The organism is Pseudomonas sp. B21-031 (assembly GCF_024748985.1).
Classification (GTDB): Bacteria; Pseudomonadota; Gammaproteobacteria; order Pseudomonadales; family Pseudomonadaceae; genus Aquipseudomonas; species Aquipseudomonas kermanshahensis.
The window spans coordinates 3667877-3691643 of sequence record NZ_CP087181.1; the positions used below are offsets into that span (position 1 = coordinate 3667877).

At 64.5% G+C, this 23767-nt stretch carries 23 protein-coding genes and 2 pseudogenes; 18 read left to right on the plus strand and 7 right to left on the minus strand.

Annotated features, from left to right (window positions below; translation table 11 throughout):
• Positions 1-155 precede the first annotated feature (155 nt).
• The 3 genes and pseudogenes from LOY53_RS16105 to LOY53_RS16115 form a co-directional block, all read left to right on the plus strand.
• On the plus strand, positions 156-2948 hold the full coding sequence (locus LOY53_RS16105; protein WP_258702964.1) for an amino acid adenylation domain-containing protein: 2793 nt from the start codon (positions 156-158) through the stop codon (positions 2946-2948).
• A gap of 41 nt (positions 2949-2989) precedes the next feature.
• Positions 2990-3184 (plus strand): annotated as a pseudogene (locus LOY53_RS16110) (RNA polymerase subunit sigma); the annotation flags it as partial.
• Positions 3185-3196: 12 nt separating this feature from the next.
• Positions 3197-3364 (plus strand): annotated as a pseudogene (locus LOY53_RS16115) (hypothetical protein); the annotation flags it as partial.
• Positions 3365-3496: 132 nt separating this feature from the next.
• Here the strand turns inward: LOY53_RS16115 and LOY53_RS16120 are convergent.
• A complete protein-coding gene (locus LOY53_RS16120) occupies positions 3497-3952 on the minus strand; it encodes a hypothetical protein (protein WP_252824834.1) in 456 nt (151 codons plus the stop codon).
• Between the two features lie 199 nt (positions 3953-4151).
• Between LOY53_RS16120 and LOY53_RS16125 the strand changes: the two genes are divergently transcribed.
• The 9 genes from LOY53_RS16125 to LOY53_RS16165 all read left to right on the plus strand — a co-directional run bounded on the left by LOY53_RS16125 (position 4152) and on the right by LOY53_RS16165 (position 11723).
• A complete protein-coding gene (locus LOY53_RS16125; RefSeq protein ID WP_252824835.1) occupies positions 4152-5486 on the plus strand; it encodes a lysine N(6)-hydroxylase/L-ornithine N(5)-oxygenase family protein in 1335 nt (444 codons plus the stop codon).
• A gap of 167 nt (positions 5487-5653) precedes the next feature.
• Positions 5654-6847, plus strand: a complete 1194-nt coding sequence (locus LOY53_RS16130) for a PepSY domain-containing protein (RefSeq protein WP_252824836.1) — start codon at positions 5654-5656, stop codon at positions 6845-6847.
• Positions 6844-7383: a thiamine pyrophosphate-binding protein gene (locus tag LOY53_RS16135; protein ID WP_099454583.1), complete on the plus strand. Its 540-nt coding sequence runs from the start codon at positions 6844-6846 to the stop codon at positions 7381-7383. The genes LOY53_RS16130 and LOY53_RS16135 overlap by 4 nt, the downstream gene beginning before the upstream one ends.
• Entirely contained in the window at positions 7380-7700 is a 321-nt protein-coding gene (locus LOY53_RS16140; RefSeq protein ID WP_027596194.1) for a hypothetical protein, read from the plus strand. Before LOY53_RS16135 ends, LOY53_RS16140 begins: the two co-directional genes overlap by 4 nt.
• A 26-nt stretch (positions 7701-7726) precedes the next feature.
• Positions 7727-8296 carry a DUF6162 family protein gene (locus LOY53_RS16145; protein ID WP_099428923.1) on the plus strand — a complete coding sequence of 190 codons (570 nt, stop codon included), beginning with the start codon at positions 7727-7729 and terminating at the stop codon, positions 8294-8296.
• Between the two features lie 16 nt (positions 8297-8312).
• On the plus strand, positions 8313-9215 hold the full coding sequence (locus LOY53_RS16150) for a metal ABC transporter substrate-binding protein (protein WP_258702965.1): 903 nt from the start codon (positions 8313-8315) through the stop codon (positions 9213-9215).
• Positions 9212-9961, plus strand: a complete 750-nt coding sequence (locus tag LOY53_RS16155) for a metal ABC transporter ATP-binding protein (RefSeq protein WP_027596191.1) — start codon at positions 9212-9214, stop codon at positions 9959-9961. Before LOY53_RS16150 ends, LOY53_RS16155 begins: the two co-directional genes overlap by 4 nt.
• A complete protein-coding gene (locus LOY53_RS16160; protein ID WP_027596190.1) occupies positions 9958-10857 on the plus strand; it encodes a metal ABC transporter permease in 900 nt (299 codons plus the stop codon). Before LOY53_RS16155 ends, LOY53_RS16160 begins: the two co-directional genes overlap by 4 nt.
• Complete coding sequence (locus LOY53_RS16165; protein WP_258702966.1) at positions 10854-11723, plus strand: metal ABC transporter solute-binding protein, Zn/Mn family; 870 nt, start codon at positions 10854-10856, stop codon at positions 11721-11723. The genes LOY53_RS16160 and LOY53_RS16165 overlap by 4 nt, the downstream gene beginning before the upstream one ends.
• Before the next feature lie 98 nt (positions 11724-11821).
• On the opposite strand, the gene LOY53_RS16170 is transcribed toward LOY53_RS16165, so the two are convergent.
• The 5 genes from LOY53_RS16170 to LOY53_RS16190 all read right to left on the minus strand — a co-directional run bounded on the left by LOY53_RS16170 (position 11822) and on the right by LOY53_RS16190 (position 15232).
• Positions 11822-12874, minus strand: a complete 1053-nt coding sequence (locus LOY53_RS16170) for a DUF1615 domain-containing protein (protein ID WP_252824840.1) — start codon at positions 12872-12874, stop codon at positions 11822-11824.
• A 26-nt stretch (positions 12875-12900) separates the two neighbouring features.
• A complete protein-coding gene (locus LOY53_RS16175; protein ID WP_252824841.1) occupies positions 12901-13452 on the minus strand; it encodes a hydrolase in 552 nt (183 codons plus the stop codon).
• Between the two features lie 57 nt (positions 13453-13509).
• Positions 13510-14229, minus strand: coding sequence for a thioesterase II family protein (locus LOY53_RS16180; protein WP_099454588.1), 720 nt, complete (start codon positions 14227-14229; stop codon positions 13510-13512).
• Positions 14226-14447 (minus strand): MbtH family protein, encoded by a 222-nt coding sequence (locus LOY53_RS16185; protein ID WP_003256222.1) that lies wholly within the window; start codon positions 14445-14447, stop codon positions 14226-14228. The genes LOY53_RS16180 and LOY53_RS16185 overlap by 4 nt, the downstream gene beginning before the upstream one ends.
• Before the next feature lie 383 nt (positions 14448-14830).
• Positions 14831-15232 carry a hypothetical protein gene (locus LOY53_RS16190; protein ID WP_252824842.1) on the minus strand — a complete coding sequence of 134 codons (402 nt, stop codon included), beginning with the start codon at positions 15230-15232 and terminating at the stop codon, positions 14831-14833.
• Between the two features lie 345 nt (positions 15233-15577).
• Here LOY53_RS16190 and purU point away from each other — a divergent pair, with 345 nt between their 5' ends.
• From purU to LOY53_RS16220, 6 genes are read left to right on the plus strand one after another with little or no spacing between them, the layout of a single operon-like run.
• Entirely contained in the window at positions 15578-16444 is an 867-nt protein-coding gene (gene purU / locus LOY53_RS16195) for a formyltetrahydrofolate deformylase (RefSeq protein ID WP_252824843.1), read from the plus strand.
• Entirely contained in the window at positions 16441-17352 is a 912-nt protein-coding gene (gene folD / locus LOY53_RS16200) for a bifunctional methylenetetrahydrofolate dehydrogenase/methenyltetrahydrofolate cyclohydrolase FolD (protein WP_258702967.1), read from the plus strand. The genes purU and folD overlap by 4 nt, the downstream gene beginning before the upstream one ends.
• On the plus strand, positions 17334-18575 hold the full coding sequence (locus LOY53_RS16205; protein ID WP_258702968.1) for an FAD-dependent oxidoreductase: 1242 nt from the start codon (positions 17334-17336) through the stop codon (positions 18573-18575). Before folD ends, LOY53_RS16205 begins: the two co-directional genes overlap by 19 nt.
• A gap of 12 nt (positions 18576-18587) precedes the next feature.
• Positions 18588-18893, plus strand: a complete 306-nt coding sequence (locus LOY53_RS16210; RefSeq protein WP_252824846.1) for a sarcosine oxidase subunit delta — start codon at positions 18588-18590, stop codon at positions 18891-18893.
• Complete coding sequence (locus LOY53_RS16215; protein ID WP_258702969.1) at positions 18890-21793, plus strand: 2Fe-2S iron-sulfur cluster-binding protein; 2904 nt, start codon at positions 18890-18892, stop codon at positions 21791-21793. Before LOY53_RS16210 ends, LOY53_RS16215 begins: the two co-directional genes overlap by 4 nt.
• Before the next feature lie 3 nt (positions 21794-21796).
• Positions 21797-22399: a sarcosine oxidase subunit gamma gene (locus tag LOY53_RS16220; protein ID WP_258702970.1), complete on the plus strand. Its 603-nt coding sequence runs from the start codon at positions 21797-21799 to the stop codon at positions 22397-22399.
• Between the two features lie 116 nt (positions 22400-22515).
• On the opposite strand, the gene LOY53_RS16225 is transcribed toward LOY53_RS16220, so the two are convergent.
• The gene (locus LOY53_RS16225; protein ID WP_258702971.1) at positions 22516-23691 is read right to left on the minus strand and encodes an MFS transporter; all 1176 of its coding nucleotides are present in this window, start codon (positions 23689-23691) and stop codon (positions 22516-22518) included.
• Positions 23692-23767: the final 76 nt, after the last annotated feature.

The following is a 23767-nucleotide window of genomic DNA, read 5'->3' on the forward strand; positions in this document are numbered from 1 at the left end:
TTGGGGCTGCTTTGCAGCCCCTCGCGACGCAAAGCGGCCCCAACATTTCAGCGCCCACGCAAATACCGCAAGCGCATTGGCGCCATTCGCTGCCCTGCACTAGCGTTGTGCTATCCAGCCAGCCACTTGCCGTTCATGCGGAGCGAACACACAACATGCCGGATCTGCGCCCGAACCCGACGCTGAGCCTTGAGTACCGTGCCGAACGGCCGATCTTCCAGGCCTTTGTGGAGCAGGCGAGTCGCTCGCCCGAGGCAACCGCGATCATTGCCCACGAGGCCACCTGCAGCTATCGACAACTTGAGCAGATCAGCCAGGGAATCGCCACGTATCTGCTCGAAAACGGCGCCATCAGCGCCGATCGAGTAGTCATTGTCGCAAGCCGCGGCGCGGCGCTGGTCTATGCCATGCTAGGCGCTTTGCGCGCCGGGCTGACCTTCACCGTCGCCGACGCCGCGTACCCGGCTGCGCGTATTGGCCAGATCATCCGCACCCTCGAACCTGCCTTTGTATTGCGCTGTGGCGACGCCGAGGTCGAACCTGGCCGTGCGCACTGCGTGAACGTGCCGCACGCCCCCGCCGGTGCCCTGCAACACTTCGCCAGCCAGCCAGCGTCCCTGCCCGCAGTCAGCGCCACTCAGCCGGCCTACATCACCTTCACCTCGGGCAGCACTGGCGAACCGAAGGGTATCGTCACCCATCATGCGCCGCTGGTGCACTTCGTCGACTGGCACGTGCAGCAGCATGGTTTCACCCAGGATGACCGCTTTTCGCTGTTATCCGGCCTGGGCCACGACCCGGTTTACCGCGATGTGTTCACGCCACTGTCGATTGGCGCCACCATCCTCTGTCCGGCCCAGTCCACCCTGACTGACCCGTCCCGCCTGGCTGCGTGGATACACGACCACGGCGTGTCCGTCATCCACCTGACGCCGCCTTTGGGCAAACTGATCGAAACCGGCGCACGGATGCATGGGCTGCTGTTCGAACGTTTGCGTTACTTGTTCTGGGGCGGCGATGCGCTCAGCCCTACGCTGTACCAGCAGATTCGTGCGATTGCGCCACACGCCACCAGCGTCAACTTCTACGGCACCACCGAAACGCCACAGGCCATGGCCTTCCACGTGCTCGACCCGCACGCAGACAACAGCAAAATCCCGTTGGGCAAAGGCATAGACGGCGCGCAACTGTTGCTCGTCAACGAGGCCAACCACCTGGTCGAAGCCGGCGAAGTCGGGGAAATCCTGATCCGTAGCGCATACCTGTCGCTGGGTTATTGGGGCGACCCGGCTCTGACCCAGGAAAAGTTCGTGGTAAACCCGTTCACCGGCGCCCCGGCCGACCGCTGCTACCGCACCGGCGACCTGGGCACTTACCTGGCCGATGGCAGCGCTACTTTTCTAGGGCGCGGCGACAGCCAGGTGAAAATCCGCGGCCATCGCATCGAACTGGCGGAGATCGAAAACGCCATCACCCAACAGCCGCGCATCAAACAATGCGTGGTGCTGGCCAACCATGACAACGCAAGTGTCAGGCTGGTCGCCTATTGCGTCGCCGATCAGCCCTTAGCGACCGCTGAACTGCGCCAGACCATCGCAGGCATGCTGCCGGACTACATGGTGCCGGCGATGTTCCTGTTCGTGCCGAGCATTCCACTCACGCCCAACGGCAAGATCGACAAGCGTGCCTTGCCTGCGGCTTTCGATGACAGCGCCTCCAGCACCCCGCAGGCACTGTCACCGCTGGCGTTGAAACTGTCCGAGGCCTGGGCGCAGATACTGCAGGCTCCGCACATCGATGCCCGCCTCACCTTCGTGGAGCTCGGCGGCGACTCGCTGTCATTCGTCCGCGCCTCGATGGTGCTCGAAGCGCTGATTGGCCACTTGCCGGATCGTTGGGAGATGATCCCGGTACAGGACCTGGCTGAACTGGCCGAACCAAGCACCCCGGCCAACGCGTGGTCGATGCGGGTCATGGAGGTGCCGGTGTTCCTGCGCATGATCGCCATTTTGCTGATTGTCGTCGGGCATTTGAATGTGTTCTCGGAATGGCGCATTGCAGGCGAGACATCGGTGCTGTTCCTAATCTCCGGCATCAGCCTGGCCAGGTTCCAGTTCAAGGCCATCGATGAGCGCGGCGATGCGCGCATGCTGCTCAAGTCCCTGGCCGCCATCGCGGTGCCGACGATTCTGTACACAATACTGGTGCAGGCGGTGTTCGACCGAGTCCACTGGCAATCACTGCTGTTGATCTCCAACTGGTTCCCGCCCGACAAGGTCGGCGTGTTCAATTACTGGTACATCGAAGTGCTGGTGCAGATGCTGCTGATCCTCGGTGTCGTGATGTCGATCAAGCGTGTGCGCAAGGCGATCATCGCCAACCCGTTCCCCTGTCTGATCATGGCCTCGTGCGCACTGGTGGTGGCGGATGTGCTGCTCAGCCGCTTCGTGTTCGACACCACAGCCCTGCTCAACCGGGTGCCTCAGCATTACCTGGCCGTGATGGTACTGGGCATGGCCATTCACTACGCTGATACGACGCTGCGCAAAGCGGTCGCCAGTGCGGTGGCGCTGCTACTGATTGCCGAGCTCGACCTGGTGGCCCTTGCCGGCCTCGGCTGGCAGGCGTTTGCCCGTTACATCGATATCGCCCTGCCGGCGATGCTGGCCTTGATCTGGTTCCGGTCGGTGCCCGTGCCGAGCGTGGTCGCCAAGGCGGGCGCGATGATCGCCTCGTCCACCTTGTTCATCTACCTGACGCACTTCCAGTTCCAGTCGCTGGCACGGCGCATCGTCGATCAGCCGTTGTTCGCGGTGGCCCTGGCCCTTGTCGGTGGCGTGCTGGTGACGTACTGCTGGAACACGCTGACCCGGCACGTCATTGCACGCCTTGGCGGGCGGCGCAAGGCGCGTGGGGAACAGGCCGTGGAACGCGCAACCTCTCCTTGAAGCGGTAAACGTTGTCGGACCGCGGGTCATTGCCAAGCCTGATGATCGACCACCTGCGCCGCGTGCACCTGGAACGGGCCTGGTTGCAGGTACTGGCCGAGCAACCCGAAGCGTTGGACATTTCGGCAGAACAGCGTGTTGCCCTGCTGCAGACCTTGTTCGAGCTCGATGCGATGCTGGCAGCGCTCGGCACCAAGGTGCGTGAGGCGTTCTTGCTTTCGCAGGTCGATGGCCTGCCCTACAAACAAACCCTGGTGGACCTGATGACGCGCTACCAGTACAGCGAGCACCTGAGCTTCACGGTCAATGCCAACAACGTGTTCGACAAGGTGTACCTGACCGGGCTGGGCAACTTCGACACCACCTACTATGGCGAGCCACGCAACCTGATGGTCACGACCCGCTGGGATTTCTGAGGCTGCTGGTGTAGGAGCAGCCTTGTGCTGCGAAGAGGCCGGTGCAGGCCCCTGACATCTAGGGGATATGCACCGGCCTCTTCGCAGCGCAAGGCTGCTCCTACAAACAGTCCTAGGCCAGTCAGTTAGGGCCTAGGCCTGGGTGCTGACCATCCCACCCGCGCTGCTGCCACCGCTCTCTTGCAGCGCTTCGAGCAGTTGCGCGGTCGCCTGCATGATTTGCCCAGTCAGGGTGGCGATGCTGGCCTGCTTGGCGCTCACCGCAGCGGCCTTGGCAGTTTCTTCCATCTTCGACGCCATCAATGCGGCTAACTGCTTCTGTTCTTCAGCCAGCTGCTTTTGCAGTTCCTTGATCATCTGCCGCAGCTGCTGTACGGCCGCCGACTCGTCGCTGCTCTCGCTGCCCTGTGCCGACTCCGCCTGGCCACCGCCACCCGCCTTCAAGGTGTCGCCACTGATGCTCAATGGCCCGCCTTTTTCGCTCTGCGCGGCCTGCTTAGCCTGCTCGCGCTCGGCGGCAGCCGCGGCGCTCATCGCCTGGGCGGAAACACCATTGATGTGGAGGTTACTCAAAGATATTGCTGTCATGCCGATTCCCTGCCTTCGGGTCAGTCCTTGCCTTGACTCCCCTATCGGCCGGCGGACGCAGTTCTTTAGCCCGCGGCGACAAAACCCTGTAACCCCACCAGTAAATTCCCCCTCGTGTGGCTCGTTCCAACACATGTACTTGCGCAGGAGCCGGAGCCCCGGCGGGCGTCCACATTCGACCATTCAGGGAATCGCAGCCATGAGCCAGTCCTCACAGCAGGAAACAATCAAAGATCTGATCGGCGTGGGCTTCGGCCCTTCTAACCTGGCCTTGGCCATCGCCCTGGAAGAGCTCGCTCAGTCCCAGGGCCATGCCCTGGACGCGCTGTTCATCGACAAGCAGAAAGACTACCGCTGGCACGGCGAAACCCTGGCGACCCAAAGCGAGCTGCAGATTTCGTTTCTCAAGGACTTGGTCTCGCTGCGCAACCCGACCAGCCCTTACAGCTTCGTCAATTACCTGCACCAGAAGCAGCGCCTGGCCGACTTCATCAACCTCGGCACCTTCTACCCCTGCCGCCTGGAGTACAACGACTACCTGCGCTGGGCCGCCGAGCACTTCGCCACCCAGGCGGTGTATGGCGAAGAAGTGGTGCGCATCGAGCCCGAAGTGACGGCCGGCCGGGTCGAGCACCTGCGCTTGGTCTCGCGCGACCTGCAAGGCCGCGAATACAGCCGCCGCACCCGCTCGGTAGTGGTCGGCAGCGGCGGCACGCCGAAAATCCCGGAAAAGTTCAGCGCCTTCAAAGATGACCCGCGCGTCTTCCACCACTCCCAGTACCTCAGCAGCCTGAACAAACTGCCATGCACTGAAGGCAAGCCGATGCGCATCGCGGTGATCGGCTCTGGCCAGAGCGCCGCCGAGGCCTTCATCGACCTCAACGACAGCTACCCGTCGGTCAAGGTCGACATGATTCTGCGCGGCTCGGCACTCAAACCGGCCGACGACAGCCCGTTCGTCAACGAGATCTTCTCCCCAGGCTATACCGACCTGGTCTACAACGAGCCGGCCGACCAACGCAGCAAGCTGCTGGGCGAGTATCACAACACCAACTACTCGGTGGTCGACCTGAACCTGATCGAACGCATCTACGGCATCCTCTACCGCCAGAAGGTCGCCCACCAGTTCCGCCACAACGTGCTGTGCCGGCGCCAGGTGGAAGCAGTGGTGGCCACCCGCGAAGGCCTGGAACTGACCCTGCGCGACCTCGCCACTGGCCAGCACCAGACCCACCGCTACGATGCGGTGATCCTGGCCACCGGCTACGAGCGCCGCTCGCACCGCGAACTGCTGGCACCGCTAGCGGGTTACCTGGACGACTTCAGCGTCGACCGCAACTACCGCGTCCTGGCCAGCCCAGACCTGCAGGCGTCGGTATACCTGCAAGGTTTCTGCGAGAACAGCCATGGCCTGAGCGACACCTTGCTCTCGGTGCTGCCCGCCCGCGCCGCCGAGATCGGCCAGGCGCTGTACCAGGACCTGTCGCGCCTCAATGGCCGTTCGCAACCGGCTGTCGCCCTGACCAGCGCCTGATTCCCGCCTCTACTCGCCGGCCTGTCGCCCTGCGCGAAGGCCGGCCTGCGCTTTCTGAAACATTTGCTTGCATTTAAAACGGCAGGATTTCCATTCTCATTCGTCTTTATAAGTGCAGCCCTCTTGGTTGGGCATAAGCTCGACTACACATTTCAGAAGACGATCAGATGGCCAAATCCCCGAAAAAATCCAAATCCAAGTTGTGGTTCCTGGTCCACAGCTGGCTCGCCCTCCCGATCTGGTTCTTCGTGCTGATCGTCTGCTTTACCGGCATGCTCGCCGTGGTCAGCCAGGAGATCGTCTGGCTGGCCAACCCGGACGTGCGCGCCAGCAAGCCTGACGGCGATGCCGAGCGCCTGAGTTACCAGCAGGTGCTCGATGCCCTGCACAAGGCCGAGCCGGACATGGCCGTGGAGTCGCTGAGGCAGCCCGATGGCTCGCACTTTGCCCTGACCGCCAATGTGACCTTCCCCGACGGCACCAGCCCAACGCTCTACGTCAACCCGTATACCGGGGCCATCCAGGGCAAGAGCCCGGACTTCAACTTCGAAGGCTTCACCCGCGCCTTGCATGGCTGGTGGCTGGTGCCCTTCACCAATGGCTTCAGTTGGGGTTGGTACCTGGTCTCGATACTCGGCCTGCCGATGCTGGCCTCGCTGGTCACAGGCCTGGTGGTCTACAAGAAATTCTGGAAAGGCTTCTTCAAGCCCGTTCGCACCGGCCATGGCTCGCGCATCTTCTGGGGTGACCTACACCGGCTGGCCGGGGTTTGGTCGATCTGGTTCATCGCGGTCATTTCCATTACCGGTACCTGGTTCCTGATCCAGGCGATTTTGTTCGACAACAACATCAGCATCTCCAGCCGACCTATCGTGCCGGTCATCGCCCGCGAGGATGTGCCGCAGACAGCCGATGGCAGCCAGGCACCGCGCATCGATGTGGATGAAGCGGCGCGCATCGCCGGCTTGGCGATCCCGGGCCTGGAGATCAGCTCCGTTTCGCTGCCTGCTACTGCCTACAGCCATGTCACCCTGGGTGGCCGCGGCTGGTACCCGCTGATGTTCCAGTCAGCCGCCGTCAACCCCTACACCAGCAACGTCGACAGCCAGTTCCTGCTCAGCGACCGCTCTGCCCTGGAGTTCGTCACCGAGTCCATGCGCCCCTTGCACACCGGCGACTTTGGCGGCCTGGCGATCAAGCTGATCTGGTTCTTCTTTGGCCTGGTCCTCACCCTGATGGTGTTCAGCGGCCTGTTGATCTGGACCAAACGCACCGCCCAGGCGACCGCCGCCGCCCTCAAGCGCAGCGAGCGTGCGCCACGCGCGGCCAGCCGTGAAACCACCGTGGAGATCCGCCCATGAGCCAGGCCAAGACCCTGCCCGCCAGCCCGCTCAAGCAGTGGTGGCTGAAATGGCGCTTCCACCTGAACATCCTGCTAATCCTCATCCCGCTGGGCTTCATGCCCAAGTACTTCGAAAACGCCAGGCTGTTCCGTGGTGACGCCGGGTTGGGGGCGAACGTGATCAGCGACATCCAGGTCGGACCCTACAGCCTGGACCTGGCCGAACTGCGTGACGAGGCACCACGCGCCGACGGCCCGGCCGGCCATTTCAAGTCGTTCAGCGCCTCGCTGTGCAAGGCCTGCATCAATGACGTCAAGGCCGTCTACCTACGCATCGGCAAACCGCGCAGCCTGCGCGCTGCTGGCACCATTTTCTTCGGCGCGCCGTACCGCATGGGCACCAACCTGCTGATACCGCCGCGCACCCAGCCTGATGCACAGATCTGGATCACCCTCGAAGGCTGGGACGGCAGCATGCACCAGGCTTCGGTCCCCCTGGCCAAGGCCTCGCCCGCCACCGTGGCCTGGCTCGAGAAACAAGGAGGCAAGAAATGAAACACCTGATGCGTAAGCTCGCCCTGCCCTTGCTGGTACTGGCCGCCGGCCCGGCCCTGGCCCACAACCCGATGTGCGAATGCGAAGAAGTGGCCAGCGGCCAGGTCAAATGCACCGGCGGTTTCTCGGATGGCAGCGGCGCCCCTGGGGTGACCCTGGATGTGATCGGCTATGACGAGCAGGTGCTGGTCGGCGGCAAGCTCGGCGACGACTCGACCCTCACCTTCAAACGCCCCGACGGTGAGTTCTACGTGCTGTTCGATGCAGGCCCTGGGCATGTCGTCGAAGTCGACTACGCCGACATTGCCCAACCATGAACAGCCCGGCCATGAATAGCCCAGCCATGAACCGCGCCCAGGTAGTCCGCCCGGCCGGCGCCGGCCACGAAACCCTGTACGTGCTGCTGGTCAGCCTGTTGATCGTGGTGCTGGCCGCCACGGTGGTGATGCTGCGTGGCGAACGCGAGGACGAACAGACCATCGCCAGCCACCAGATCGACGCCCGCCGCGACCTGACCCCTGCCGAACAAGGCCTGTACACCGACCTGCGCGTGGCTTTCGACGAGATCCAGTTGCTGCGCGAGGAAACCGCCGCCGTGCCAAGCGTACAAGCCCTGGCCGACGACGGTTTGCCCCCTTTTGTGGTCGATGCGGGCAGCCAGAGCCGCGGTGGCCACCAGTGGTCGTGGCTGGCAACTGGCGCCTACCTGGGCCGCAGCCAGGCCCCTCAGGTGGCCGGCAGCCTGCTGCTGATTCTGCCTGACGACAGTACTGGCCAGCCGGATGTGTGGCTGCGCCGCGACAGCGCCGCCGTTACGCCGGACGACCTGGGCCACGCCGCCCTGATCGCCGCCGGCTGGCAACAGGTGGTCAGCCACTACGACGCCGGGGTCACCCGCGAACACCGTCACTGAACCCAAGGACTCCCCCATGTTCCGCTCCGCCCTCGCCCTGCTCCTGGCCCTTGCCCTGCCGGCACTGGCCCTGGCCGATAACGGCAAGCCACTGCGCATCGGCATTACCCTGCACCCGTACTACAGCTACGTCAGCAATATTGTCGGTGACAAGGCCGAAGTGGTGCCGCTGATCCAGGCGGGCTTCAACCCACATGCCTACGAGCCGCGCGCGGAGGACATCAAACGCATCGGCACGTTGGACGTGGTGGTGCTCAACGGTGTGGGCCATGACGACTTCGCCGACCGCATGATCGCGGCCAGCGAAAAACCCGGCATCGCCACCATCGAGGCCAACCAGAATGTGCCGTTGCTGGCCGCCACCGGCATCGCCGCGCGTGGCGCCGGCAAGGTGGTCAACCCACACACCTTCCTGTCGATCAGTACCACCATCGCCCAGGTCAACAACATTGCCCGCGAACTGGGCAAGCTCGACCCGGACAACGCGAAGCTCTACACGCAAAACGCCCGCGCCTATGCCAAACGCCTGCGCGCCCTGCGCGCCGAGGCCCTGGCCAAGGTCACCGAAGCGCCCAGCGCAACCTTCCGCGTGGCGACCATCCATGCGGCCTACGACTACCTGGTGCGTGACTTTGGCCTGGAGGTCACTGCAGTGGTCGAACCGGCGCACGGCATCGAGCCCAGCCCGGCCCAGCTGAAAAAGACCATCGACCAGCTCAAGGCGCTGGACGTGAAAGTGATCTTCTCGGAGATGGACTTCCCGTCCGCCTACGTCGAGACCATTCAGCGCGAATCGGGCGTGCGCCTGTACCCGCTGACGCACATTTCCTACGGTGACTACACCAAGGAAAAGTACGAAGTGGAGATGAAGCGCAACCTCGACACCGTGGTCCGCGCCATCCAGGAGAACCGCGCATGACCGCCGCCGCCCACCTCGCTGCGGCCAATGGCCCGCGCATTGAGTTTGCCGGCATCGACCTGACCTTGGGCCGCACCCGCATTCTCGAACAGGTCAGCTTCAGCGTGGCGGCCGGCAGCGTGCATGCGATCGTCGGCCCCAACGGCGGCGGCAAAAGCTCGCTGATCAAGACCCTGCTCGGGCAGATGCCGCACCAGGGCCAACTGACTCTGCACTGGCCGAGCCCCCACGAAGTGATCGGCTACGTGCCCCAGGCGCTGGAGTTCGACCGTGGCCTGCCGATGACCGTGGACGACTTCATGGCCGCCATGTGCCAGCGCCGGCCCGCCTTCCTCGGCCTGTCACGCCGCGTGCAACCGGCCATCGATGCCGCGCTGGCCCGGGTCGGCATGCTCGACAAGCGCAAGCGGCGCATGGGCGCGCTGTCCGGCGGTGAACGCCAACGCGTGCTGCTGGCTCAGGGGCTGATTCCCGAGCCGCAACTGCTGGTGCTGGATGAACCCATGTCGGCCCTCGACGAAGCAGGCATTCAGGTGTTCGAGCAGTTGCTGCACGGCTGGCGCCAGGCTGGCACCACTGTGTTGTGGATCGAGCACGACCTGGAGGCCGTGCTGCGCCTGGCCGACCGGGTCACCGGCCTGAGCCGCCAGGTGCTATTCGACGCCCCACCCGCACAGGCCCTGACCCCAGAGCGCCTGCTTGGCCTGTTCTCCGTTCACCCGCGCAGCGAGAGCCTTGCCTCATGAGTTTTGAAGCATTTCGCCAACTGGTCCAGGAATGGGCCAACACCGGCTACCTGCCCGAGGCGCTGGCCTACGGGTTCGTGGTCAATGCCCTGTTGGCCGGCCTGATGATCGGCCCGGTGCTGGGCGGCCTGGGCACCCTGGTGGTGGTCAAGCGCTTTGCCTTCTTCTCCGAGGCGGTTGGCCATGCCGCGCTCACGGGGGTGGCCATCGGCATCCTGCTGGGCGAGCCGTATACCGGCCCTTATGGCAGCCTGTTCGGTTACTGCCTGCTGTTCGGCATCCTGCTCAACTTCCTGCGTAACCGCACCGGGTTGTCGCCGGATACGCTGATCGGCGTGTTCTTGTCGGTGTCCCTGGCCCTGGGTGCGAGCCTGCTGCTGATGCTGGCGGGCAAGATCAACGTGCATATCCTCGAAAACGTGCTGTTCGGCTCGGTGCTGACGGTCAGCGCCCAAGACCTGGTGGTGCTGGGTATCGTCGCGGTGCTGGTGCTGGCGCTGGCCTTGCCGCTGTACAACCGCATCATGCTGGCCAGTTTCAACCCGCAACTGGCGGCGGTACGCGGGGTGGCGGTGAAGACCCTGGACTACCTGTTCGTGGTGCTGGTGACCCTGGTCACGGTGGCTTCGGTGAAGGTGATCGGGGCGATTTTGGTCGGTGCGCTGCTGGTGATTCCGGCGGCTGCGGCGCGCCTGGTCAGCCAGTCGCTCAAGGGCTTTTTCTTCATTTCGGTGCTGATCGCCACGCTGAGCACCCTGCTCGGCATCTTGTTGCCGATCGTTTGCGACCTGCCGGTACCTTCCGGCGCTGCGATCATCCTGGTCGCCGGCATCTGCTTCGCACTGGCCGCGCTGGCCCGCGCGCTTGTTCCACGCTTGCAAGGAAACCCGGCATGAACCTGAAACAGCTGACCTTGGCACTGACCCTGGCGGGCCTGCCTTCGCTCTCTTTTGCCACGCAAGTGCTCACCACCTTGCCGGTGACTCACAGCCTGGCCACCGCCCTGCTCGACGGCACTTCAGTGCAGCTCAAGCGCGCAGCGCCTGCCAACCTGCCGGCCAGCCGCCAACCTTCGTACTTCAGCAGCCGCGGCGGCGAAAGCCTGGCAAACGCCGCGCAACAGGCCGACGCAGTCATCGGTATACGCTCGATCTGGCGTGACGACCCGCTCTACCCGATGGCCCGGCGCAGCAATATCCGCATCGTCGAAATTGATGCGGCGCGCCCGGTGGACGGCGCCTTGCCAGGGATTGCGGTGACCGGCGACGACGCCTACGGCGCCTACCCGTGGCTGAACCCGACCAACCTCGGGCGCATGGCCGATGTGGTGGCCAATGACCTGGAACGGTTGTCGCCGGCCGACAAGGCGAAGATCCAAGGCAACCTGGCCGGCCTCAAGCGTCAGCTGCTGGAGCTGACGGCCAGCAGCCAGACCCAGCTGGCCGAGGTAGACAACTTGACCGTGGTCAGCCTGTCCGAGCGCTTGGGCTACCTGGCCAGCGGGTTGAACCTGGATGTGGTGGAGCAGGCGCTGCCGGCCGAGGGCAAGTGGGATGCGGCGGCGCTCAAGGCGCTGGGGGAAAACCTGAAAAACCAGGATGTGGCATTGGTGCTGGACCATCGCCAGCCGGAGCCGGCGGTGGCTGAGGTGATCAAGGCTGCAGGGGCCCGGTTGGTGGTGGTGGACAGTGATGCCGATGATGCGGTGGCCGGGTTGAAGGCCAGTGTTGACCAAGTGGTTGGCGCGTTGACCGAAAGCTGATGCCGCCTGTACTGGCCTCTTCGCGGGTAAACCCGCTCCCACAGGTCTCCGTCGGTGACGGGCTTGGCCGGGAAGAGGCCGGCACAGGCCATCGACATTCAGCGCTTCATGCACCGCTGATACCGCTCATCCACCCTGCCCGCAAACCACGCGGTGGTGAGCTTGCGGGTAATCTTCGGGCTCTTCAGCTCGATCCCCGGCAAGACCGCACGCGCCACCGGTTTGCCTGCCGCCGCATCCGCCAGCTCGAACACACCGCTGTACAGCTTGCTGTCTTCAAAGGCCAGGCTGTCACCCGACTCCAGCTGGCTACGAATCTGCGGGTTGCGCAAACCCAGCTTCACCCCCAATTTGCGCGCCGCCAGTTCGGTGGTACCGGGCATGATCGCGCCGGGGGCAATCAGGTCGCCATCCAACGCCAGGCTGGCGCCCGTCACCTTGCTCAGCGCTGCCTGGAACGCCGCATTGCGGCTGGCGTACCAGCCTGCATTGAAATCAGCGAAGCGGTACAGCTGGCGATCGTAATGCGCCGGGTAGCCCAGCAAGTGGGCAATGCCGAAATACAGGCCGCCACGGCGGCTGAACACTTCTTGGCGGATCGTGCCGTCATAGCTGTAGGGGTAGTCCTTGGCGTGCTTTTCGGCGAAGTCGATGCTGACCTGCATCGGCCCGCCGGTGTGCACCGGGTTGAGCCCACCCAGCAAGGTCTTGCCCAGTGGCAGGCGGGCGATGACTTCGTCGTACAGCGCACTCAGTTGCTTCTCGCTGCGCACGGCCAGCAGCCGCTGCTGGTAACTCTGGCCGTTGCCGGAGGGCGTCTTCAGCGCGCCATCCACCAGCAGGCGGGGAATGTGCAGGCGCGCGGCGCGGCGGTCAATTTCGTCGCGGGCGATGCGCCCGAGGTTGGGCACCTGGGGGTCGGCGTTGAAGGTCGACTCCTGTTCGGTGACCGCCAGTACCGCGCACAGGTTGCTTTTGCTAGGCACAATGCGCTGCGCTTCGAAGGCCTGTTGAATGTCCTTGGCCCAGCCCACACGGTCTTTGGCTTGCGCGGGTAATAAGCGCATCAGTTGGGCGCGCACCTTGGCCGGGTCCGCTTCAGGCTCTTCTTCACGACGCCCAGCACAGCCTTGCAGCAGCGCCAGGGCCATCAGGGCCGTCGCCAGTAACCGCGCGTTCAGGGCTGCTCACCGACCAGGTAGGTCTTGCTGATATGGCGGAACTGCGGGTGGCTGGCACTGCCCAGCAGTTCGAACAGCACCATCTCACGGGTGACGATGTGCGCCCCGGCTGCACGCATGCGCGCCAGGCCCGCGGCCTTGCTGGCTGCGGTGCGGCTGTCACAGGCATCCTCGACCACGAACACCTGCTTGCCCAGCGCCAGCAGGCCGAGCACGGTTTGCAGCACACAGACGTGGGTTTCCATGCCGCAGACGATCACCTGCTCACGCGCCATCAAACTGGCCGGCAGGCACTCGGCGGCCACACAGGAGAAATGGCTTTTTTCCACTACCTGGGCAGCAGGCGCTGCAGCGGTCAGTTCCGCCAAGGTAGGGCCAAGCCCTTTGGGATACTGCTCGGAAATGACCGTCGGCAGTTCCAGCTCCGCAGTCGCCGCCAGCAACCAGCGCACTCGCGCCCGAGTGCCTTCGGGGTCGCTCATGGCACCGATGAGTTTTTCCTGGATGTCGACGACCAGCAGCGTGGCCTTGTGTGGATCGATCAGCATTGTCTGCCCCTTGCCTGGGAAAAGGCCTAGCCTCCCCCAGGCAAGCGGTGACGTCAATCAGGCCGAAAGCCGATGCGGCTCAAGCGACGCAGTCAGCACGCCGAGCACACGGTCTTCGTGTTCGTGGATGAAGAAGTGGCTGCCGGGGAAGACTTCCAACGAAAAGTCGCCCAGAGTTTCCTTGCGCCAGGCCAGCAGTTGCTCCTCGCTGGCTCGGTCGTCTTCACCACCCAGTACGTGCAGCGGGCATTGCAGCGCTGGCCGCTGGCGATAGGCATAGCGGCCGCACAGCAAAAAGTCAGCGCGCAGGATCGGCAAGGTCAGGCTCATCAACTCGGCATTGCCCAGCACTTCCTCTGGCGTACCGTTGAGTTCGCGCAATTCGCTGATCAGCTCGTCGTCGCCCTTCGGGTCGCGCCAATTCTTACCATCGTAGTCTTCGCGCCGGGTGGGGGCAGCGGTGCCGCAGGCGAACAACGCCAGCGGCGGCGCACACCCCAGCGCCTGTAGCTCATGGGCCAGCTCGAAGGCCAGCAGCGCGCCCAGGCTATGACCGAGCAAGGCATACGGCGCGCTGGCGGCCAGGCGTTGCTCGGCCGCCAATTGCCGGGCGAGCGCCTGCATGTCGGTCTGCAGCGGTTCGCCCATGCGCGCACCGCGCCCAGGCAGCTCCACCGGCCGCACCTGCAACCAGGCCGGCAGCTTGCGCCGCCAGCGGCTGTAAACCATGGCGCTGGCCCCGGAATACGGCAGGCACAGCAGGTTCATCGAGGTCACTGCGCTGCGGCTTCGGCCATCTTCTGGCGCAGGCTCAGCGGGCGCATGTCGGTCCAGACCTCGTCGATGTAGGCCAGGCAGTCTTTTTTCAGGCCGCTCTTGCCTACTGCTCGCCAACCATTGGGGATTGCCTTGTAGTCGGGCCAGATCGAGTACTGCTCTTCGTGGTTGACCACTACCTGGAACTGGATATCGTCGCGGTCGAATACGGAAGTCATTGCCTGTCTCCTTGAGTGATAGGTGCCGGTACGCGCTTGGCGTAGGACGGTTCTCAAGTAGACGTAGGGCGGTGCGGGAAAATTAGGGGGTGATTGAAAGGGGCATGGCGTTGTTTTTGCTGCGCCTGGGAGATCCAGCGCCGCCCGCGCGGCGCTTCGCAGCACAAGGCTGCTCCTACAAGTGTTTCGGGCCAATTATTCCTGAGGCATAGGCGCCCACCTCGATATCACGTCGGACCAACAAAGCGGTCGCGCGCCGCCCTCACAAGCGTGACTGGCCCGAAACAGATGTAGGAGCAGCCTTGTGCTGCGAAGCGCCGCGCGGGCGGCGCTCGATCTCACAGGCGCCAAAGCAATAAAGACATGCCCTGTAACCCACCCCCTCACGCCCCCCGCAGCAGGTCATGGTCATCCAGCAACCGATAAGCCACCTGCGGATTACGCTCCAACCCCCGCCGAATCGCCGCCGGTATCAACTGCCGGGTCTTGCGACAAAGCCCCGGTTGCTCTTCCAGCTCGATGACGATCCCGCGCATGGTCCGCACCTCATTGAACCCCGGGGCAATGTGCACACGGATGCCAAGGTTTTCATACATCCGCTGTTGCAGACGCTGCAGGTCTTCCAAGTCCTTGAGGTTCTCCAAACGCTCGAGCAGGCGCTTCTCCTCCTGCCGCGTGAGCAGCAGGATGCGCTGCGCCGCTGACGGCTGCTCGGTCAGGTGCTCGCGGCCGCAGTTACAGGCGCCAGGGGGGCACGGTTGGCGAAGGTTGGGTGGTGTGCTCATGGGGCAAGCATAGCCTTCTTCGCCATCAAGCCCCAATTCGAACCTGTTAGGGCCAAAAGGGCCGCTGCGCGCCCCATCGCCGGCAAGCCAGCTCCCACGAGAATGCACGGTTCCTGTGGGAGCCGGCTTGCCGGCGAAGGGCTGTACAGCAGCCCCAGCCCCAAAAAATCCAGATTATTTCCTGCCAGGCAAAAAAATTTCACAAAACGCTAGACCTCCACCCATCACTTCGCCTATAAATCGCCTAAAGGAAATTTATATTCCTACCAAGAAACACTCTTCGCCGTCCCGCGAACCCCTTTGCCCTTGTGCCCGACCTGCCCCACTCCACCACGAGGCCCCGACATGCATCCCGCTCCCGATCATTTCATCCTGCGCGTCAGTTGCCCGGCCGTGTCCGGCATCGTCGCCGCGGTGACCACCTACCTGGCCGAGCACGGTTGCTACATCAGCGAGATGGCGCAGTTCGACGACGAGGACAATGGCCGCTTCTTCATGCGCGCGGTGTTCCGTTACAACACCGGTGTCAGCGGTGACACGCCGCAACTGGAAGCGGGCTTTGCCGACGTCGCCCAGCATTTCGACATGCAATGGAGCCTGCACAGCAGCGCCCGGCCGATGCGTGTGTTGCTGATGGTCAGCAAATTCGACCACTGCCTGTCCGACCTGCTCTACCGCCACGCCAAGGGCGAGCTGGACATGCACATCACTGCCGTGGTTTCCAACCACCTGGACCTGCGCCCCATGGCCGAACGCCAGGGCATCCGTTTCGTCTACCTGCCGGTAACCAAAGAGACCAAGGCCGAGCAGGAGGCCGCGTTGATGCGCATCGTCGAGGACACCGGCACTGAGCTGGTGGTGCTGGCGCGCTACATGCAAATCCTCTCCGACGACCTGTGCCGGCAACTGTCGGGCCGGGCGATCAATATTCACCATTCGTTCCTGCCCGGTTTCAAGGGCGCCAAACCTTACCACCAGGCTTACCAACGCGGGGTCAAGCTGATCGGCGCCACCGCCCACTACGTGACCAGCGACCTCGACGAAGGGCCGATCATCGAGCAGGAAGTGCAGCGCGTGGACCACGCCTACGCCCCCGACAACCTGGTAGCCATCGGCCGTGACACCGAGACCATCGCCCTGTCGCGTGCGGTGAAGTACCACCTGGAACACCGGGTGTTCCTCAACCACGACCGCACGGTGATCTTCAAATGAACGCCCTCCCCAGCGTCAAGCTGATCGACGGCAAGGCCACAGCGGCGCGGGTGCTGGCCGAGGTCCGTGAGCAGGTGCACACCCTGCGCCAGGGCGGTGTGCAACTGGGCCTGGCCGTGGTGCTGGTAGGCGCCGACGCCGCCAGCCAGGTGTATGTGCGCAACAAGGTGCTGCGCGCCGAGGAAGTGGGCATCCGCTCGCTGGAGCATCGCCTGCCGGCAGACACGTCTCAAGCCCACCTGCTGACCCTGATCGACCGGCTCAACCGTGACAACGCGGTCAACGGCATCCTCGTGCAACTGCCCTTGCCGGCACACATCGACGCGCACCGCGTGCTGCAAGCCATCAGCCCGCTCAAGGACGTGGACGGTTTCCACAGCGAGAACGTCGGCGGCCTGGCCCAGGGCCGCGACGTGCTCACCCCCTGCACCCCCAGTGGCTGCATGCGCCTGTTGCGCGATGCTTGCGGTGAGTTGCGCGGCAAGCACGCAGTGGTGGTGGGGCGTTCGAACATTGTCGGCAAACCCATGGCCGCCCTGCTGCTGCAAGCCGACTGCACGGTGACCGTGGTGCACTCGCGCAGCCACGACCTGCCGGCGTTGTGCCGCCAGGCCGACATCCTCGTTGCTGCGGTCGGCAAGCCGCGCCTGATCGGCGCGGACTGGCTCAAGCCCGGCGCAGTGGTGATCGACGTCGGCATCAACCGCATCGATGAAGACGGCCGCAGCCGCCTGGTCGGCGATGTCGATTTCGCCGCTGCCCTGCCCCAGGTCGCCGGCATCACCCCAGTGCCCGGTGGCGTCGGCCCGATGACCATCGCCTACCTGATGAAAAACACCCTGCTCGCCCTCGACCTGCAACAACAGGCCGCCCAACAGGAGCGCACCGCATGCCTTTCGCCCTGCTGAAATACGGCCTGAGCGCCGACTACCCGGTAGAAGTCGACCTGCCGCCACCCTGCGAACTCAAACCGCGCTACGACGTAGTGATCATCGGCGGCGGCGGCCACGGTGTGGCCATCGCCTACTACCTGGCCAAGTACCACGGCATCACCAACGTCGCGGTGCTGGAAAAGGCCTACCTGGGCGGCGGCAATACCGCACGCAACACGGCGGTGATTCGCTCCAACTACCTCACCAGTGAGGGCGTGCGCTTTTACGCAGAATCGGTGCGGATGTTCCAGAACCTGTCCAACGAGTTCGACTTCAACATCATGTACTCCGAGCGCGGCCAGCTGACCCTGGCGCACACCGACGCCACCGTGCGCGCCTTCCGCCAGCGTGCCGAGGTCAACAAGCACTTTGGCGGGCGCACCGAGATGATCGACCGCCAGCAGATCCGCGAACTGGTGCCGAGCCTGAACCTCGACCCCGGCCACCTGCCGGTGCTGGCCGGGTTGTGGCACATCGACGGCGCCACCGCACGCCACGACGCGGTGGCCTGGGGCTACGCCAAGCAGGCCGCCAAGCGCGGGGTCGAAATTCATCAACTGACCGAGGTGCAGGACCTGCTGATCCGCAATGGCCGCATCGAAGCGGTCAAAACCAACCGCGGCACCGTGCAGTGCGGTTGCGTGGTCCAGGCCGTGGCCGGCGCCAGTTCGCTGCTGATGGCCAAGGCCGGCATCCGTGCGCCGATTCACACCTATCCGCTGCAAGCCATGGTCACACAGCCGTTCAAGCCGTTCCTCGATCCGCTGGTCAGCTCGTCGGCGCTGCACTGCTATGTGCAACAGACCAGCCGTGGCGAAATCGTCTTTGGCGGCGGCTCCGACCCTTACCCGCTGTACAACACCCGCTCCACCCTCGACCTCAAGGAAAGCCTGCTGGCCCACGCCATCGAGATGTTCCCGTTCATGGCCAACGCCAAGCTGATGCGCCAATGGGCCGGGATGACCGACATGACGCCGGACTACAGCCCGATCATGGGCCTGTCGCCGGTCGACAACTACTACCTGGACGCCGGCTGGGGTACTTGGGGCTTCAAGGCCACGCCCATCTGCGGCAAGACCATGGCCGAGCTGGTCGCCAGTGGCGGCAAGGTGCCAGAGATGATCGCGCCCTTCGCCCTGGAGCGCTTCAGCCGCTTCCAGCAAGTCAACGAAATGGGCGCGACCGCCGCCAGCCACTAAAAGGACCGCACGATGAAGATCCTGACCTGCCCCTTGAACGGCCCGCGCAACATCAGCGAGTTCACCTACGGCGGCGAGTTCAAGCACATGCCCAACCCGGCCGCCTGCAGCGATGCCGAATGGGCCGACTACGTGTTCAACAGCGATAACCACGCCGGTGTGGTCATCGAGTGGTGGCTGCACAACGCCTCCAGCTACTGGTTCCTGGCTGAGCGCCACACCGTCAGCGACCAGGTGCTGCGCACCTTCGACCCGAAAGCACTGTTCGACCGCCGCGTCGACTTCACCCCCGCCGCCACCCCGGAGATCGCCGGATGAACAGCCACACTCGCCTCCCCGCGCCCATGGGCCTGCTGATTGACCGCGAGCGGCCCCTGCGTTTCAACTTCGATGGCCAGGCCTGCTCGGGCTTTGCCGGTGACAGCATCGCCAGCGCCCTGCTCGGTAACGGCCGCTGGCTGCTGTCGCGCTCGTTCAAGTACCACCGTCCGCGAGGCCCGCTGAGCCTGGCTGGGCAGGATGCCAACACTCTGGTGCAACTGCCCGACGAACCCAACGTACTGGCCGACCTGGAGGCGGCGCGTGATGGGCAGGTGGTCGAGGGGCAGAACTTCAACGGCAGCCTGGAACACGACCGTGACGCCTACCTGGGCACGTTTTCGCGGTTCATGCCGGTAGGCTTCTATTACCGCTCGTTCTACAAGCCCAAGGGCATGTGGAAGGTCTGGGAACCGCTGATCCGCAAGAAGGCCGGCCTCGGCGTGCTGGACCTCGGCTTCAAGCCGCAGTACTACGACAAGGCCTATCTGTTCGTCGATGTGGCGGTGATCGGCGGCGGCCCTGCCGGTTTGCGCGCGGCGCTGGTCGCGGCCAACGCCGGGGCCAAGGTGCTGCTGATCGAGCAGCAACCGGTGCTGGGAGGCTCGCTGACCTACGCCCGCTTCGACATTGCCGGCACCCGCGCGGCCACCCTGCGCCAGGAGCTGCTGGCGGCTGTCGAGGGCCACCCGAATATCCACGTGCTGCTCGAGGCCACCTGCAACGGCTGGTTCACCGACAACTACCTGCCGGTGATTCAGCACAAGCGCCTGTACAAGGTACGCGCCACGCGCTGCCTGGTGGCGGCGGGTTCATTCGACCAGCCGGTGGTGTTTCGCAACAACGACTTGCCCGGGGTGATGCTGACCAGCGCCGCGCAACGGCTGATGAAGCTGTACGCCGTCAAGCCGGGGCAACGGGCGGTGATCCTCACTGGCCATGACGATGGCTACCTGGCCGCACTCGACCTGCAGGAACAAGGCGTGGCCATCGCCGCCCTGGTGGACATGCGCGCCGCGCCCGCCGATGCCGCGCTGGCCAGCGAGCTCAAGCGCCGCGACATTCCCCTGCACCTGGGCAGCACCGTCTATGAAGCCTTGCATGACAAGGGCATGCGCCATGTGACTGGCGTCGATATCCGCCCGATCACCGGCCAGGGCAAGGTCGGCGACCATGGCCTGCGCCTGGCTTGCGACCTGCTGTGCATGTCGGCCGGCTACATGCCGGTGTACCAACTGCTGTGCCAGGCTGGCGGCAAGCTGGCCTATGACGTCAACCGCGACGAGTTCACCCTCAGCAACCTACCGGCAGGGCTGGATATCGCAGGCTCGGTGAACGGCCGGCATGTGCTGAGCAATGTGCTCACGGACGCCACCCGCGCAGCTAGCGAGGCCCTGGCGGCGCTTGGCCTGGAGGCCCCTGCGCAGGCAAGCTTCGTCGCAGAGGCCAAGGTCAATCATCCGTGGCCGATCTTCCCGCACCCCAAGGGCAAGGATTTCGTCGACTTCGACGAAGACTTGCAGGTGCGCGATATCGTTAACGCCACCCGCAGCGGCTATCGCGACGTGCAACTGGTCAAGCGCTTTTCCACGGTCGGCATGGGCCCGTCCCAAGGGCGCCACTCGGCGCTGCCCACCGCGCGCTTGGTGGCCCAGGCCACGGGCCGCAGCATCAGCGAAACCGGCGTGACCACGGCGCGCCCCCCATTCCAGGCGGAAAAGCTGGCGCATGTCGCTGGCCGCGCTTTCGACCCGTACCGGCAGACACCGATGCACCGCCGCCACCTGCAAGCAGGCGCGAAGATGATGCCCGCCGGCATCTGGCAGCGCCCGGCCTACTACGGCAAGCCCGAGGACCGCGAACGCTGCATGCAAGAAGAAGCGCGGCATGTGCGCGAGAAGGTTGGGCTGATCGACGTCTCCACCCTCGGCGGCCTCGACGTACGCGGCCCGGATGCCGCTGAGCTGCTCGAGCGCCTGTACACCTTCGGCTTCGCCAAACTGGCGATCGGCCGCACCCGCTATGCACTGATGACCAACGAGCACGGCGTGGTGATCGATGACGGCGTCTGCGCCCGCCTGGCCGAGCAGCACTTCTATGTCAGCGCCACCACCAGTGGCGTCGACCGCATCTACCAGCAGATGCTCAAGTGGAACGCGCAGTGGCGCCTGGACGTCGACATCACCAACGTCACCGCCGCCCTGGCCGCCGTCAACCTGGCCGGCCCCTTGTCGCGCCAGGTGCTGGCCAAGGTGTGCGAAGGCGTGGAACTGTCGGCCGAGGCCTTCCCTTACCTGGGCGTACGCCTGGGCAAGGTGGCGGGCATTTCGGCGCGCATCCTGCGGGTCGGTTTCGTCGGCGAGCTGGGCTATGAAATCCATGTGCCGGCACGCCATGCCGAACGCCTGTGGGACGCCTTGATGCAAGCAGGCGCCGGGCTGGGCATTCGCCCGTTCGGGGTCGAGACCCAGCGCCTGCTGCGGCTGGAAAAAGGCCATGTGATCATCAGCCAGGACACCGATGGCATGACCCACCCCGCTGAAATCGACATGCAGTGGGCGATCGGCCGCAAGAAACCGTTCTTCGTCGGCAAGCGCTCGATCGAGATCCTCGAAGCGCAGCCGCTCAAGCGCAAGCTGGTCGGCTTCACCCTGCCCAAGGGCAGCCCGCAGCCACTGGAAGGCCACCTGGTGCTGGACGGCCCGGACATCAGCGGCAACGTCACCTCGTGCGAGTACTCGCAAACCCTGGGGCAGATCATCGGCCTGGCTTACGCCGGCGCCCACCAGGCCACCCCCGGCATGCACATCCCGATCCGCGTGGAGGGCGGTGTGATGGTCAATGCCAAGGTGGTGCAACTGCCCTTCCATGACCCCGATAACCTGCGCCAGGAGCTGTGAGCCATGACTAGCCTGAAGACAGAACAGTGCTTCTATCCCCAGCCACAGGCCGAGCCACTGCTGACCTGCGCGCTGACCGACCTGACCGACCTGGCGCGGGTGGGTTTTCGTGGCGCCGACAGCGCGACTTACCTGCAAGCACGCGGCTATCGTTTGCCGCCACAGCCCAACCAGGCGCTGCGCCAGGACGACGGTAGCTGGGTGGCGCGGCTGTCAGCCACCGAGTACCTGCTGCTGGGCAGTTTCGCCGACCAAGGGGCGCGGATTGCCGCCGAAGAGGCCGACTGGTTGCAGGACGCCCAGCGCAACTACCTGCTGCCGCGCCAGCACAGCCACGCCTGGCTGCAACTGTCGGGGCAGCATTGCAGCGCGGTGATGGCCAAGCTATGCGGGGTTGACCTGCGTGCCCAGGCCTTCCCGGTCGGAGCCGTGGCGCAGACATCAGCGGCGCGGATCAATGTGATTGTAGTGAACGTCGGGCGTGAAGCGGTGCCGGCCTTGCAGCTGCTGTTTGACCGGGCTTCACGGGCGTATTTTTGCGAAGCGATGCGGGATGCGATGGCGGAATTTGAAGGGGTGGAGATTGCGCTGGCCGCTGCGTACTAGCGGCAGGCGCGATTGAGGTAGGAGCAGCCTTGTGCTGCGAAGAGGCCCGTACCCGCAGCGAAGATCCACGGTGTTGCCACCGGCCTCTTCGCAGCGCAAGGCTGCTCCTACCCCCCTTACAGCGTGGCCAGCCGTGAGGCCTGGACGGCCCGCGAGCGCCAGGCAAACAGCAACACCATCACCAGGCCCAACCCCGCCATCAACGCACCCGCCAGGGAAATCGCCGGGTAACCCAGCCCTGCATTGATCACCGCGCCACCCAGCGCGGCACCGATTGCATTGCCCAGGTTGAACGCCCCGATATTCACCGCAGACGCCAAGTTGGGCGCCTCCTTGGCGGCCTCCATCACGCGCATCTGCAGCGGCGGTACCAGGGCAAAACTGGCAGCACCCCACACCAGCACCGCCAGTGCGGTAGGCAGTGCCCAGGGCATCAGCAGCGGGAACACCAGCAACACGGCAATCAGCACCGCCAACGAGACGATCAGCGTGCGGTCAACCGAACGGTCCGCCGCCTTGCCCCCCCACACGTTGCCCAGCGTCAGGCCAATACCGAACAACACCAGCATGGTGGTGATAAACGCAGTGGAGGCCTGGGCTTCACTGTGCAGGATTGGCGCAATGTAGGTAAAGACGGTAAACATCGCACTAGAGCCCACCACGGTCAGAGCCAACGCCGCCAGTACCGGGCCACGGCCCAGCACGCGGATCTCGGCCATCACCCCGTCGCTTTTCGGCAGCGGCACATTAGGCAGTGCGTACCACAGCGTCGTCATCGCAATCAGCCCCAGGCCCGCAATGCCCCAGAAGGCCGTACGCCACCCCAGCAATTCGCCAAACCAGGTGGCCAGCGGCACACCGCCGATGGTCGCCAACGTCAGCCCCATGAACATGGCCGCCACGGCCCCTGCCCGTTTTTCAGGCGGCACCACGCTGGCCGCAACGATCGAACCAATGCCAAAGAACGCGCCATGGTTGAGCGAGGTCACCACGCGGGCAACCATCAGGCTGGCGTAGTCGGTCGCCAGGGCCGACATCAGGTTACCCAGGGTGAAAATGGCCATCAGCCCGATCAGCAGGTAACGCCGTGGCACCCTGCCGGTGGCCAAAGTCATCAGCGGGGCACCGATCAGCACGCCGAGGGCGTAGGCACTGACCAGCAGCCCGGCTGCGGGGATCGAAACGCCAAGGTCAGTGGCAATACTGGGCAACATGCCCATGGGAGCGAACTCGGTGACGCCGATGCCAAAGGCACCGATGGCGAGTGCGACGAGGGGTGGATTGATGCGCATGAAACGGCTCCTTATCTGTGCCTGAAATGCTACGATCCGTTTCATGCGGGCACTAGTCTGCATTTTTGCCAACCAC

What these genes read in the sequence shown, in the direction of transcription:
- LOY53_RS16105 (WP_258702964.1), top strand. Translation starts at nt 156, where the DNA reads ATGCCGGATCTGCGCCCGAACCCGACGCTGAGCCTTGAGTACCGTGCC.
- LOY53_RS16120 (WP_252824834.1), bottom strand. Translation starts at nt 3,952, where the DNA reads ATGACAGCAATATCTTTGAGTAACCTCCACATCAATGGTGTTTCCGCC.
- LOY53_RS16125 (WP_252824835.1), top strand. Translation starts at nt 4,152, where the DNA reads ATGAGCCAGTCCTCACAGCAGGAAACAATCAAAGATCTGATCGGCGTG.
- LOY53_RS16130 (WP_252824836.1), top strand. Translation starts at nt 5,654, where the DNA reads ATGGCCAAATCCCCGAAAAAATCCAAATCCAAGTTGTGGTTCCTGGTC.
- LOY53_RS16135 (WP_099454583.1), top strand. Translation starts at nt 6,844, where the DNA reads ATGAGCCAGGCCAAGACCCTGCCCGCCAGCCCGCTCAAGCAGTGGTGG.
- LOY53_RS16140 (WP_027596194.1), top strand. Translation starts at nt 7,380, where the DNA reads ATGAAACACCTGATGCGTAAGCTCGCCCTGCCCTTGCTGGTACTGGCC.
- LOY53_RS16145 (WP_099428923.1), top strand. Translation starts at nt 7,727, where the DNA reads ATGAACCGCGCCCAGGTAGTCCGCCCGGCCGGCGCCGGCCACGAAACC.
- LOY53_RS16150 (WP_258702965.1), top strand. Translation starts at nt 8,313, where the DNA reads ATGTTCCGCTCCGCCCTCGCCCTGCTCCTGGCCCTTGCCCTGCCGGCA.
- LOY53_RS16155 (WP_027596191.1), top strand. Translation starts at nt 9,212, where the DNA reads ATGACCGCCGCCGCCCACCTCGCTGCGGCCAATGGCCCGCGCATTGAG.
- LOY53_RS16160 (WP_027596190.1), top strand. Translation starts at nt 9,958, where the DNA reads ATGAGTTTTGAAGCATTTCGCCAACTGGTCCAGGAATGGGCCAACACC.
- LOY53_RS16165 (WP_258702966.1), top strand. Translation starts at nt 10,854, where the DNA reads ATGAACCTGAAACAGCTGACCTTGGCACTGACCCTGGCGGGCCTGCCT.
- LOY53_RS16170 (WP_252824840.1), bottom strand. Translation starts at nt 12,874, where the DNA reads ATGGCCCTGGCGCTGCTGCAAGGCTGTGCTGGGCGTCGTGAAGAAGAG.
- LOY53_RS16175 (WP_252824841.1), bottom strand. Translation starts at nt 13,452, where the DNA reads ATGCTGATCGATCCACACAAGGCCACGCTGCTGGTCGTCGACATCCAG.
- LOY53_RS16185 (WP_003256222.1), bottom strand. Translation starts at nt 14,447, where the DNA reads ATGACTTCCGTATTCGACCGCGACGATATCCAGTTCCAGGTAGTGGTC.
- LOY53_RS16190 (WP_252824842.1), bottom strand. Translation starts at nt 15,232, where the DNA reads ATGAGCACACCACCCAACCTTCGCCAACCGTGCCCCCCTGGCGCCTGT.
- purU (WP_252824843.1), top strand. Translation starts at nt 15,578, where the DNA reads ATGCATCCCGCTCCCGATCATTTCATCCTGCGCGTCAGTTGCCCGGCC.
- folD (WP_258702967.1), top strand. Translation starts at nt 16,441, where the DNA reads ATGAACGCCCTCCCCAGCGTCAAGCTGATCGACGGCAAGGCCACAGCG.
- LOY53_RS16205 (WP_258702968.1), top strand. Translation starts at nt 17,334, where the DNA reads ATGCCTTTCGCCCTGCTGAAATACGGCCTGAGCGCCGACTACCCGGTA.
- LOY53_RS16210 (WP_252824846.1), top strand. Translation starts at nt 18,588, where the DNA reads ATGAAGATCCTGACCTGCCCCTTGAACGGCCCGCGCAACATCAGCGAG.
- LOY53_RS16215 (WP_258702969.1), top strand. Translation starts at nt 18,890, where the DNA reads ATGAACAGCCACACTCGCCTCCCCGCGCCCATGGGCCTGCTGATTGAC.
- LOY53_RS16220 (WP_258702970.1), top strand. Translation starts at nt 21,797, where the DNA reads ATGACTAGCCTGAAGACAGAACAGTGCTTCTATCCCCAGCCACAGGCC.
- LOY53_RS16225 (WP_258702971.1), bottom strand. Translation starts at nt 23,691, where the DNA reads ATGCGCATCAATCCACCCCTCGTCGCACTCGCCATCGGTGCCTTTGGC.